Here is a 12,520-nt window from a genome sequence, read left to right on the forward strand (position 1 = left end):
TCGTCAGAAATCATAAGCAGAGTATTTGTTAATAAATTGAAATTCAGTACTTTAATTTACTAAATATTCTGCTTTTTTCATAATAATAAATCATCTATTTTACATCGAACTCACGTTAATTAATAAAAATACATTTATAATTACGCAAAATAAAGCGTTTGAAAAAGTAATTTACAATTGTAAAAATATCGATAGAAAAGATGGTTTTGGCACTTGGATTACAAATGATATGGAAAAAGCGTATATAGCTTTACATAAAAGAGGGGTTGCCAAATCTATAGAAATATGGCAGAATAATGAACTAGTGGGTGGTTTATACGGAGTAGAGATAAATACTATTTTCTGTGGAGAAAGTATGTTTAGTAAAGTATCTAATGCGTCTAAATTGGCCTTTATTCATTTAGTAAACAACAACAATTATAAGTTGATAGATTGTCAGGTGTATACCAATCATCTAGCAAGTTTAGGAGCTAGGGAAATAGATAGAGCTTTATTTTTAAAGTTCTTAAAATAAAATGCTAATTACCAATTAGCACTCGCCACTTTGTGCTTGAGCTTTTTTGGGATCTAGCATTATATAAGTGCCTAATGCCGTAAGAGCCGCATATTTTCCGTAATTCCCAATTTTTTTGATTGCGTCTTTTCTAGTAATTTCGTTCTGTTGTTTCTTGTTTTTCATAAAAGAATGTTTATCGCAAAAATAAATAAATTAATTTAATATCGTTGTGTTTTCATTTTTTAGGTTGTATTCTTCTTGTTTTGTTTGTATTATTTTTAATAAGCTCATCACATTAAAATATTCACAAGAATATATAAGTTTGCATTCTTCACAGTTAAAACATGTAGGAAAATTTAAGATGTGAAGAGCCTTTTCTGGATTCTCAAAATCTCTCATAACTTCATTAATAAGATGATTTTCATAAAATTGAGTCAAGATTTTAAAACTTTCTACACTGTTTTTTTTATCAATTTTTAATCTTATAAAATCTCTGAAAACAAAAAAATATAAAAAAGAAGAAATTTCATTTTCATAGGTGCTAATAAGTTTGCTAATGTAATATTCAGTTTTTTTTAAATCATGTAGTTTGTAAAAAGATAATGCTAAAAATAAATTTATTTCTAAGTAGGACAATTCGTTGTCTGTATGTGGTAGGTATTGAGAAGTTAGTATATTTTTCCAAAATTCCGAATCTATTTTCTGCCATTTTTCAATTGAAAAAATAAGTTTTGTAAATCTCTCCTTAGATAAAAAATTAATATTTAAAAGGTTATTTTTTATTTCATAAAAATCTGAAAATAAAGAGTAATCATTACTCTCTAGATACTTGATTTTACTTAAAGCAGGTATTATGACATAGAATGATGGAAATCCCAAAAATGAAACATCACGTACGTATATTTCTGAGTTTAATTTTTTTACGAGTTTTTTTAAAAAATTAATGTCTTCTTCATGAGATTTACCAAGGTTAAAATTCAACGATTTAAACTTATATGACGGCTTTATATCAAATAATTCTTTGTGATGATAACCAGAACTATTACCAATGATTTTAAGAAAGTTTAAAACGTTATTATGTTTGTTACTATTGGTATCAATATTTTTCCAGCCTTTGATTTTATTTAGTTTAATTACTTTTGACGTTTGATGAAATTCTGTTAGACATCTTTCTAAAGCAATTTCTGGTCTCAAGTCTGAAGCTGCCTTAAAATTATACCTGTGATTTTTTTTATCGACTATTAGTAGACCTATAACAGGTAAGTCTTTACCTAAAGATAAGTCTTTGATGGTGATAGTTAACCCATTAGATTCCAAATCATTTATCTTTTGAATTATAGAAAAATTATTAAAAACCTCTTTTGGTATTGTTGGTGGTGTAATTTTTTTAGTATAAATTTCTTTTACTGCATAACGTTCAAAAATTTCGCAGACACCTTGTATTATAGCTTCTTGATTAGTATTTCCTGCACACATTCCATTCGACCCAACTACTTTAAAGAGCAATTCTATTGGTAGATGAATTTTAGATTTAGAACTTATTGCGTGGAAAGGAACACATAGTAGTTCTTTAAAATTTAATTTTTTATGAATGATTTCAAGAAGTTTATCGGCATCTCTTACATCCAGTAGTTTACTAAGAAAACTAATATTTTCATTAATGTAATTTTTTGAATTATATGTTTCTTCACATGGATCGTATAAAAAGTTTAAGACCCCATTTTTATCCTTCAACTTCTTAGAAAATAAGTTGTCAGATAACTTTTCTTTTAAGGCAAATTTTTGATGATTAATTAAAATTCCATTTTGTAATCTCTCCATCAATTCTGCATAAGCACTAGCTAAAGAATATTCAAAACTTCGACCCTTTCCATTAGCGCTTATATGTTTTGTTAATAAACCAAGATTTCCATTAGATATCTTTACTGTAGAGGAGTATAAACCATTATTTTTAAAATTATATTCTTCAGTTTTAATATTTAAGTCCCCAAGTAGTTTTTTTATTTTCTCAATTGTATTACTAGGTGTATCATCTTTATAAGGTTTCATATTTTTAGTATCTATGATAATTTTTTGTAAAAAATCTTTTAGTATCGTAAAACTACTATTTTATCAAGAAAGTTCTTTTGAGATAAATCTACGATGCCTCAAAATCTAACTTTAAATTAAGATACCCTAACATAAAAAACCCAAGCATTAGCTTGGGTTTTATACGTATTAATTTTTTTTTATTTATTTTTAGCCAATAGGTCTCTTATTTCTGCCAATAAATCTTCTTGACTTGGTCCTTTTGGAGCCTCTGGTTTAGGTTCTTCTTTCTTTTTAGTAGAATTAACACCTTTTACAATTAAGAACATTACAAAAGCAACAATAATAAAGTCAATAATATTAGTTATAAAGTCTCCGTACAATACCGCTACTTCTCCAACCATTTTACCAGCATCATCGGCTACACCTTCTTTAACAATCCATTTTAGATCTTTAAAGTCAGCATTAAATATTAATCCTATTAAAGGAGAAACAATTCCTCCAGTAAATGAAGTAACCACTTGTTTAAAAGCAGCACCCATAACAAAACCTACTGCAATGTCAACAAGGTTTCCCTTCATTGCAAAGTCTTTAAACTCTTTAAGCATTCCCATTTTGTATTGATTTTTATGTATTAGTAAAACAAATGTAATAAAAAAAAATTTACATTAACACTTTCTTAACACGTTGAGAAATTGCTGTCAATGTTTCATAAACAATAGTCTCAGATGCGTTAGCAATTGCTTCTAACATTTCTTGATTGTTAAAAATGATAACTTCATCTCCCTCTTTACAATCTATTTTAGTAACATCTACCATAATCATATCCATACAAATATTTCCAATAATTTTTGCCTTTTTATTGTTAATGAGTACATACCCTTTTTTGTTGCCTAACTTTCTAGACAACCCATCTGCATGACCTACAGGAATGGTAGCAGATTTAGTAGGTCTTTTAGCTACAAAGGCTCTGTTATAGCCTACAGTTTCTCCGGGTTGAATGAAATGAATTTGAGAAATGATAGATTTTAGATTATGAGTGTTTTTTAGTTGAAGTGTTTCTTGAATATCATTACCAAAACCGTATAAACCTATACCAATTCTAACCATGTCAAACTGAGCTTTTGCATAATTTACAACACCAGAAGTATTTAAAATATGCAACATAGGTTCATAGCCCAAATGTTTGTAAAATTGCTGCGCAATGTATGCAAAATTATTAATTTGGTTAATTGTAAAATCGTGTTCCTCTATATCTTCACTAGCAGCTAGGTGAGAGAATAATGATTGTACTTTAACATGGTTTGTTTCTTTTAAAGTACTTATAATTTTAGGAATATCTGTATGCCAAAACCCAAGTCTGTTTAAACCCGTATTAAATTTTATATGTATGGGATAATTCATTAGAGGGGTTTCATCTGCCAATTTTAAAAAAGCATTAAAAATTTTAAAATTGTACAAATTTGGCTCTAAACGGTGTTTAACAATGGCAGTTAAATTTGGTATTTGAGGATGCAAAACTAAAATAGGAGTTTTTACACCAGCATCTCTAATTGCAATGCCTTCATGGGTGTATGCAACAGCAAAATAATCAACTTTGTCTTCTAAAAATTGTGCAACTTGTACACCATCACTTCCATAGCCAAAGGCTTTAACCACAGCTAAAATTTTGGTATTGGGTTGTAGTTTTTGTTTAAAATAATTTAAGTTATGCAACAATGCATTTCCATCAATTTCTAAAACGGTAACATGGTTGTTCATTGTTATACTCAATTTAATTAAGAGTTTTGTAATCTATTTTAGTCTTCAGAAGAGTTTTTTGGTAATGATTTCTTAGTAGTACCTGAAATTGCATTCTCTTTTTGCTGATTTCTAATGGCTTTATAATAAGCTGCTCTACTTAACGGTTCATATTCTTGCGTTTCTCCTAACATTACAATGTCATCATTTTGAGCTTTTCTAAAACTGTAATGAGCTAAATTTCCTGTATGTGTGCAAACTGCATGCACTTTAGTAACATACTCTGCAGTTGCCATTAGTGCTGGCATAGGACCAAAAGGATTTCCTTTAAAATCCATATCTAAACCCGCAACAATAACACGAATTCCCCTGTTTGCCAAATCGTTACAAACAGATACAATTTCATCATCAAAAAACTGAGCTTCATCAATACCAACAACGTCAACATCATTGGCAAGCAATCTAATATTAGACGAAACTGGTACGGGTGTAGAACGAATTCTATTGTCGTTATGAGAAACTACTTCATCATCATCATAGCGCACATCAACCGCAGGTTTAAAAATTTCTACACGCTGTTTTGCAAACTGCGCACGCTTTAAACGTCTAATTAACTCTTCTGTTTTTCCTGAAAACATAGAACCACAGATGACTTCAATCCATCCAAATTGTTCTGTATGATTTACGGTATTTTCAAGAAACATTTTGTAATTTTAGGCGTTAGATAATAAAATTTCTTGTTACTTTGAGTTTTAGCAAATTTAGGAATATTTACGGGTAAAAATTAAAATCAACTTACAACTTATGCACAAAAGATTAGAAACCGATTTAATGTCTCTTGCTCATGAGATTTTGAAAATGAAAGATAAAGATGATGTATTTGTTTTGAAAGAAAAATCGAAACAAATCTATGAAAAATTATCATTGCTAGCTTTTGTAGAAGAGTATGTAAATACAACCCCTAATCTTGAAGGAACTAAAGATGAATTGCTTATAAGAGTAACAAAAGGTATTGCTTTAAAAGAAACTGAGATAGCTTTAGGTGTTGATGGGGTAAAAAGCAATGAAGCGCAAGAAAAGGTAGTACATCACTTAATAGATGAACCCAAAGTAGTAGTTGAAGAAACATCTGAAAAAGAAAATACACCAACAGTTCCAGAAATCATAGAACAGCCTTTTGACGAATTGGAATCTTTAATGTTTACCCAAGAAAAATTAGAAAATATTGAAGAAAAAGAGGTGAACAATCTTACACAACCTAAAATACCAACTTTAGAAGAGGAACTAGAAGATACTATTTCTGTAGACACAATTGCTAATTTATTTGATACTCCTGCTCCTGCAAAATCGTTAAATGATAAACTTTCTACAAACATCCAGATAGGGTTAAATGATAGGATTGCTTTTGTAAAAAACTTGTTTGAGGGAAGTCAAGAAGATTTTAATAGAGTAGTATCTCAACTCAATACGTTTAAAACAGAAAAAGAAGCCAAAAAATTTATAGAAAAAGTTGTTAAACCAGATTATAATTGGTCTGACCAAGAAGAGCTAGAGGCAAGATTTATACAAATTATTACAAGAAGATTTGCCTAAATACATTTTTAAGACTTGTAAATTTTACTGTTGAAACCCATTTTAATTCATACACATTTTCATAGAAGAAGAACTGGTATAACCAGAAGTATAGAAAATGTAATGCCTTATTTTAAGGAGTGTTTTGAAACTTATGTGTACGGTTACAACGTAGACGGAAAAAAAATATTAAAATCTCAACTTAGAAAAATACTTTTTTCTAATAGCAAAGTTGTAGTGCATTGTCATAGAAATAACGAAATTTTAAAAATGTTATTTTGGCGTCTTCTAGGAGCTAAATTTACACTAATTGCCACACGTCATGCAGAAACCAAGCCTTCTAATGTAAGTGTTACATTACTAAAAAAAGCAGATAAAGTAGTAACACTTATCAATAGTATGGGCAATGCTTTAGGAATAGATAATATTGTAGTTGGCCATGGAATTAATATAGACTTATTTGTACCCAACACTTCAAAAAAAATAGCTCATATTACGCAGCAAAATCTCATAATTTGTGCAGGAAGAGTAAGAGAAGCCAAGGGGCAAATTACGTTATTAGAAGCCTCAAGCGTTTTACAAAAACACAAAAATTGGGCATTGGCTATTGTAGGCAAAGTAGACAAACCACCTTTTTTAGAATTGCTAAAAAGCATAGCTAAAAAGCACAACATTCAAAATCAAGTTTATTTTATAGACGAAACATCAGACATCATTTCCTATTATCAAGCGGCTAAAATAGCAGTGGTACCTAGTTTTTCTGAAGGCTTTTCTTTAGTTACTGCAGAAGCTATGGCATGCCAATGTTCTGTTATAGCTACAAAAAATGTAGGAGTACATTCAGAGCTAATAGCACACCATAAAAATGGCTATTTATTTGAGGCAGGTAACATAGAGGCATTACAAGAATTGCTAGAAAAATCGATAAACCAACAAATCCCCAACCTAGGTGAACAAGCAAGAGCAGAAATTGTGAAAAATTGGAGTGCTCAGAAAGAAGCTAGAGAGTTGATACAATTATATCAATCCAAATAAAAGTAAGTGAACTATTGTTATTTGTAGTATTTGACTAAAATTTTGTCAATTAAGGTATATTTTACGATTGAAATGAGTAAAATTTATATTCAGCTTAATAAAATAAAATATTAACCAATCTTCTCTTTAAGTTTTTCAATAACAGTTTTACTGTTTCCAATAAAAATATCGTTTTCAACAATAAAAACAGGACGTTTCAAAAAAGTATACTCTTCTAATAGGTATTGTTTAAAATCGGCTTCAGACAAATCTTTGTTTTTCAAATCCATAGACTTATACAACCTAGCGCGTTTATTAAACAAGGCTTCATAACTTCCAGAAAGTTTATACATTTCATCTAACTGAGCAGTGGTAATAGCATTGGTTTTAATTTCTTGCTGTTCAAAACCATCAATATTTACCTCTTTTAAAATTCTTCGGCAAGTATCACAAGTTTGTAAAAAGTAAACTTTCTTCATTTTAATCAATTATATTTACAACATCAAAATTAATAATAAAAAATGAAGATACAATTTGATGTTTTAAGAAAATCTCGCGAGCTTGTTTTAAAAGAATTAGAAGGTTTAACTATAGCGCAAATTCATACAACTCCTATAGGCTTTAAAAACAATATTGCTTGGAATGTGGCACACTTAGTTGTTACACAGCAATTACTGCACTACAAATTATCAGGGTTAAACCCTTTATGTCCAGACGATTTGATAGAAGCACACAAAAAAGGAACAATGCCAACCAAGACGTTTACAGCAGAAGAGTTTGAAGAAGTAAAAGAATTATTGGTAGCATTACCAGACACTTTAGAAGAAGATTACCAAGCAGGTATTTTTAAAAACTATCAAGAATACCCAACAAGTACAGGTTTTGTATTAAATGCTATAGAAAATGCCATACCGTTTAACAATTTTCATGAAGGAATTCATTACGGAATTATAAGATCTATTAAAAAGTTTTTGTAGAAGCTATTTCCCGCTTTCCGCACTCGCTTTTTATTCGTGCCTCATAAAAGAGCTCAAACAAATGCTACAATCGGGGCTAAACCAATCTGCTAGTTTTCAGAATTATAGTAGTTGTAAGTATCTTTAAAAACATCAGACAAAACAAAAGCTAAATTTACATTAGTACAAAAACGTAAAACATGAAATTTAATACAAAAACTATTCACGGAGGCCAACAACCAGAAGCCGCAACAGGAGCAGTAATGCCTCCCGTTTTTCTAACATCAACATATGCGCAATCCAGTCCAGGTGAGCACCAAGGGTATGAATATTCTAGAGGAGCAAACCCAACAAGAACAGCCTTAGAAAATAGTTTTGCGGCTATAGAAAATGGTACCCACGGTTTTGCATTTTCATCAGGTTTATCTGCTATAGATTGTGTTTTACGTCTTTTAAATCCTGGTGATGAGGTTATTGCAGGCGATGATTTGTATGGAGGAACATATAGAATGTTTACGCGTTTGTTTAAAAAATACGGACTAGAATTTACGTTTGTAGATATGAATTCTGTAGCCAATGTAACCAGTGCTATTACAGAAAAAACAAAACTAGTTTGGCTAGAAACACCTACAAATCCGTTAATGAAAATTGCAGATATAGCAGCAATATCATCAGCAGTAAAAAATAAAAATGAAGCTATTTTAATAACGGTAGACAATACCTTTGCTACACCCTACTTACAACAACCCTTAAATTTAGGTGCAGATATTGTAATGCATTCTGCAACCAAATATTTAGGAGGTCACTCAGATTTAGTTATGGGCGCTTTAATGGTAAAAGACCAAAAATTAGCAGAAGACATTCATTTTATACAATTTGCAGCAGGGGCAATTGCAGGACCTATGGATTCTTTTTTGGCACTTAGAGGTATAAAAACATTACACATAAGAATGCAACGTCATTGCGAAAATGGAAAAGCAGTAGCTCATTTTTTAAAGAATCATCCAAAAGTAGGTAAAGTATATTACCCAGGTTTTGAGAGTCATCCTAATCATGAAGTTGCAAAAAAACAAATGAAAGATTTTGGTGGTATGGTGTCGTTTAGATTAAAAGACCAAAGTAAAGAAGCTGCTTTTAAATTTTTAGAAAATACCCATGTATTTACGCTAGCAGAATCTTTAGGAGGTGTAGAAAGTTTGGTAAATCATCCAACCACAATGACACATGCATCTATACCAGAACCAGAACGTTTAAAAATAGGAATTACAGATTCTTTAATACGTTTAAGTGTGGGTATAGAAGATGAAGAAGATTTATTGGCAGATTTAGATAAAGCTCTAAGTTTATAAAAAAAAAGAGAGCCAATTGGCTCTCTTTTTTTTGTATTTGAATAATTTAGGGGGCTCATTCAAATAAGCTTTAGTTTTTTTTAATAGAACAGAGGTGTATTAAAGTTAAGATGGTAAACGAAACCAAACTGAATATTAACCAACCACTCATTATTTTTGTTTTCAATAACATTAGCCTGTAGTCCATCAATTTTATCAGAAAAAAAGTACTGATAATTAAACTGAGTTACCAAATCTATTTTGGGGGCTACTTTAAACCTAGCACCTAAGCCTAAGGCTAATGAAATAGCATCTCCAGGTCCTATGTCTAACGCACCGGGAAACCTATATTTTTCAGGAAGTACAGAAATATCCTCTGTCCAATCTCCTAAATCAGACCGTAAACCAGTAGTATACGAAACATATTTTACACCAAAAGTAAAATAAGGGTTTACCCAAATATCTGAATAAGGATACACAAATTCTTCTAATGGTCTATAATAATACTCTAAATGAAGACCAAGATTTAACATTCTTAAAGATCCTTTCATGGCTCTTAACTGTTCTCCTGCTTGAGAAGTAGACCTTGCCCATTTACCATGGTGCTCTAATTTAATATTACTTAAATACTGTAGTTCTGTCTTAACCATCAAATGATTATGAAGCACGTTGTTAGGATCCCATCTAAGCGTTCTATTATAGAAACTAAGGTAGTGTGCAACAGAGAAGGAAATTCCGTTGTTATTCCATTCGCTTGCAAAGTTGCCTCTTTGGCCGTAATCTGCTTGTAAACTAGAGGTGCCAACAAATACTCCAATATCATGAGTGTAGTGTTGAGCCTTAAATTCTAGAATAGAAACAATTACAAAAATAATTGTTATTAGGGGTTTCAAGATTTAGGGGTCTTAAAGTAAAATTCAAATATAATGATATTTTTATAATTACAAAATTTATTCAGATAAATTTACCGTAAATACATTACCATCAAGATAATAGTTTGCTCTTAACTCTAATTTTCCTTCAAAGTAAATAATAGTTTCAGGTTGCTTTTTTTCTAAGAAATTACCAGTATCCCATCTGCCATTTTTGTTAGTATCTATAATGGCTCTAACAAAATAAGTTTTAGGTTCTAGCATATCAAAAACTAAATTTTTTGAGGATTTTGTAACAATATTTCGTTCTATTAGCTCTTCTTTATTTTTACCAGATAAGAGATCTATAATAAGATTTTTGTTAGTTTTATTGTTTATTGTAAAGGTTATTCTACCATAATCTTCGATTTCTTTGGTGTTAAACCCAAGCTGAAGCGTGTCATTCTGTTGTGCATAGATATCTGTAAATGCAGCAGGCAAAATAGTCATCTTATAGGTTTGCTCTGGTTTTTTCTTAAAAATAAAAGCAGTTTTATTCTCTTTATCAGAATCAATTTTTTTATAAGGTACAGGTATGCTATCTTTAGTTATAAGAGTAATCTTGGTAGTGTCTACCTCTACCATAGGATTGTTAGACATAATAAATAGCGTATCTCTAAAGTTTAAAGTTCTACTTATGGTAGACTGGAGTAGTAATGAATCTATTTTCTTCTTTCTTAATTTAACTGTAACAGTATCTAAAAAATTGTCATTAGAAATAATAAAATTTAATGAATCTGCTTCAAAAGGAGTAAACCAGTAATTTAAAGTATCTGTTTTTGTTTCAAATTTTGAAATGCTTTTAAAGTTATTAGGGGTATTAGAAGTTAGTTTTACACTAAAATTTTTAGGTTCACCTTCGTATCCAAAAACAATTTTACCCTTACTTACCTCTTTGGCTCTTTTAAATTTATATTGAGAAATCTCTTTAAAAACCATTATAGGTTTGTCTATAATACTGTCTTTAGGTAATGTTATAGTATCTGAATAAAATCCTATCTTATCAGTTTTTGGGTCAAATATATAATCACTAGACTTTTCTTTTAAAGCAACCATTAGGTATTTTCCTTTTCTAAGATTGGTAAATATAAAGTTGGTCGTATCTAAAGTATTGGTAACGTAATTGGGTTTTTTTTTATAAATAATAGAATCTGTATATGCAGTATCTATTTTATAAAGTAAAACATTTGTACTTTTTAAATCTTCTGTAGTAAAAGCATCTTTTACAGTACCTGTTGTTGTTAAAGAGTCTATGTAGCTTCCTGTAGAAAATACATATTTAAAGGCTTCAAGCGTGTTGCCTTCGTTATTGTCTTCAACTGCATTTCCAAAATTAATAATATAGGTAGTATTCTCTCTGAGAGTATCTAGTATTTTAAGGCTTAATTTTTTGGTAGCAGCTCCTTGCGGAGTTATTAATAAAGGATTTTTTAAAGGTGGAGAAACAATAAGTTGTTTATTAATATCTTTAAGTTTTATAAACTCATTAAATGTAAGTTTAATTTCTTTTCCTTTAAATTCAATGGTTTCGTAAGGAGGGTTTGCTATGACAAATAACGGAGGTGTCTCATCTCTTGGCCCACCTTCTGGTCTTCCCGTTCTTGCACAACTAGTTAAAATGATTATAGTTAAACTGATATAAAAAAATCGAAAAAAAGTGTTCACTACCAAATATTTTACTACAAATTAACAATATATTTTTCATTTAAAAATCATAAAATTTATTCAGTATATGCCATGGTTAAGGTGCTAATTTTTGTATTTGTAGCTTTTAGAAGCTCTTTTGCACAAGCTTCTAAAGTTGCACCTGTAGTAAGTACATCATCAATTAATAAAATATGTTTGTTTTGTATAGAAGCTGCATTTTTTAAAAGAAAGGTTGAGTCTATGCTTCTAAAGCGTTCAAAACGAGACTTAAAGGTTTGTGTTTGAGAAGAAGAAGTTTTTATCAAAACATCATTTATAATTGGTTTTTTTAAGTAGAGACTCAATTGTTCTCCAAATTTAGTAAGCTGATTGTACCCTCTTTTTTTTATTTTTTTTGAGTGAAGAGGAACAGGTATAATACAATCTATTTCTGAAAATTCTTTTTCATCTACTAATTTTTGACCTAACCAATTTCCTAAAAAAACGCCAATTTGTTCATTTCCTTTATATTTTAATTGATGAATAAGTTTCTTGGTACTGCTTTCTTGCCTAAAATATAGTAGCGCATTGGCTTTTTCAATAGGAATTCTACCATAAAAGGTTTGGGTAATTTTGTTATTTGTATAATCTGTAAAGTTAATAATTGGTAAGTCGTGTCTACAAAACGTACAGAGTATTTCTTCATTTGGTGTTAATTGATTATCACAACCAACACACAGCTCAGGATAAAATATACCTAAAAGGTGATGTAAAATATTCATTTTTCTCAGCAATTCAGTATAAAGATAATTAAATTTTCGTGTAAAAAATTATCTTGTAAATAAGAAA

General features: G+C 29.9%; 13 protein-coding genes and 1 pseudogene. 5 read left to right on the plus strand and 9 right to left on the minus strand.

From position 1 onward, the window contains the following. Positions 1 to 115 precede the first annotated feature (115 nt). A pseudogene (locus DUT90_RS02575) lies at positions 116 to 514 on the plus strand (leucyl/phenylalanyl-tRNA--protein transferase); the annotation flags it as partial. 15 nt (positions 515 to 529) lie between these two features. Here DUT90_RS02575 and DUT90_RS13320 read toward each other — a convergent pair. The 5 genes from DUT90_RS13320 to DUT90_RS02595 form a co-directional block, all read right to left on the minus strand. Then, positions 530 to 679: a hypothetical protein gene (locus tag DUT90_RS13320; protein WP_181858129.1), complete on the minus strand. Its 150-nt coding sequence runs from the start codon at positions 677 to 679 to the stop codon at positions 530 to 532. 30 nt (positions 680 to 709) lie between these two features. Continuing rightward, entirely contained in the window at positions 710 to 2,545 is a 1,836-nt protein-coding gene (locus DUT90_RS02580) for a YcaO-like family protein (protein WP_114425161.1), read from the minus strand. 179 nt (positions 2,546 to 2,724) lie between these two features. Next, a complete protein-coding gene (mscL, locus tag DUT90_RS02585; protein ID WP_181858141.1) occupies positions 2,725 to 3,132 on the minus strand; it encodes a large-conductance mechanosensitive channel protein MscL in 408 nt (135 codons plus the stop codon). Between the two features lie 55 nt (positions 3,133 to 3,187). Further along, on the minus strand, positions 3,188 to 4,285 hold the full coding sequence (alr, locus tag DUT90_RS02590; protein WP_114425163.1) for an alanine racemase: 1,098 nt from the start codon (positions 4,283 to 4,285) through the stop codon (positions 3,188 to 3,190). 38 nt (positions 4,286 to 4,323) lie between these two features. Beyond that, complete coding sequence (locus tag DUT90_RS02595; protein WP_114425164.1) at positions 4,324 to 4,968, minus strand: thymidine kinase; 645 nt, start codon at positions 4,966 to 4,968, stop codon at positions 4,324 to 4,326. A gap of 100 nt (positions 4,969 to 5,068) precedes the next feature. Here DUT90_RS02595 and DUT90_RS02600 point away from each other — a divergent pair, with 100 nt between their 5' ends. Then, positions 5,069 to 5,857 (plus strand): hypothetical protein, encoded by a 789-nt coding sequence (locus DUT90_RS02600; RefSeq protein ID WP_114425165.1) that lies wholly within the window; start codon positions 5,069 to 5,071, stop codon positions 5,855 to 5,857. Between the two features lie 30 nt (positions 5,858 to 5,887). After that, entirely contained in the window at positions 5,888 to 6,871 is a 984-nt protein-coding gene (locus DUT90_RS02605; RefSeq protein ID WP_114425166.1) for a glycosyltransferase family 4 protein, read from the plus strand. 110 nt (positions 6,872 to 6,981) lie between these two features. On the opposite strand, the gene DUT90_RS02610 is transcribed toward DUT90_RS02605, so the two are convergent. Continuing rightward, positions 6,982 to 7,329 (minus strand): arsenate reductase family protein, encoded by a 348-nt coding sequence (locus tag DUT90_RS02610; RefSeq protein ID WP_114425167.1) that lies wholly within the window; start codon positions 7,327 to 7,329, stop codon positions 6,982 to 6,984. A gap of 42 nt (positions 7,330 to 7,371) precedes the next feature. Between DUT90_RS02610 and DUT90_RS02615 the strand changes: the two genes are divergently transcribed. After that, complete coding sequence (locus DUT90_RS02615; RefSeq protein ID WP_114425168.1) at positions 7,372 to 7,827, plus strand: DinB family protein; 456 nt, start codon at positions 7,372 to 7,374, stop codon at positions 7,825 to 7,827. 179 nt (positions 7,828 to 8,006) lie between these two features. After that, on the plus strand, positions 8,007 to 9,155 hold the full coding sequence (locus DUT90_RS02620; protein ID WP_114425169.1) for a cystathionine gamma-synthase: 1,149 nt from the start codon (positions 8,007 to 8,009) through the stop codon (positions 9,153 to 9,155). Between the two features lie 80 nt (positions 9,156 to 9,235). On the opposite strand, the gene DUT90_RS02625 is transcribed toward DUT90_RS02620, so the two are convergent. The 3 genes from DUT90_RS02625 to DUT90_RS02635 are packed head-to-tail and all read right to left on the minus strand — an operon-like array spanning position 9,236 to position 12,453. Beyond that, positions 9,236 to 10,027, minus strand: a complete 792-nt coding sequence (locus DUT90_RS02625; protein ID WP_114425170.1) for a THC0290_0291 family protein — start codon at positions 10,025 to 10,027, stop codon at positions 9,236 to 9,238. 57 nt (positions 10,028 to 10,084) lie between these two features. Next, positions 10,085 to 11,710 carry an Ig-like domain-containing protein gene (locus DUT90_RS02630; RefSeq protein ID WP_114425171.1) on the minus strand — a complete coding sequence of 542 codons (1,626 nt, stop codon included), beginning with the start codon at positions 11,708 to 11,710 and terminating at the stop codon, positions 10,085 to 10,087. 56 nt (positions 11,711 to 11,766) lie between these two features. Beyond that, positions 11,767 to 12,453 carry a ComF family protein gene (locus DUT90_RS02635; protein WP_114425172.1) on the minus strand — a complete coding sequence of 229 codons (687 nt, stop codon included), beginning with the start codon at positions 12,451 to 12,453 and terminating at the stop codon, positions 11,767 to 11,769. Positions 12,454 to 12,520 lie beyond the last annotated feature (67 nt).

It is taken from the genome of Polaribacter sp. WD7 (assembly GCF_003335085.1).
Classification (GTDB): Bacteria; Bacteroidota; Bacteroidia; order Flavobacteriales; family Flavobacteriaceae; genus Polaribacter.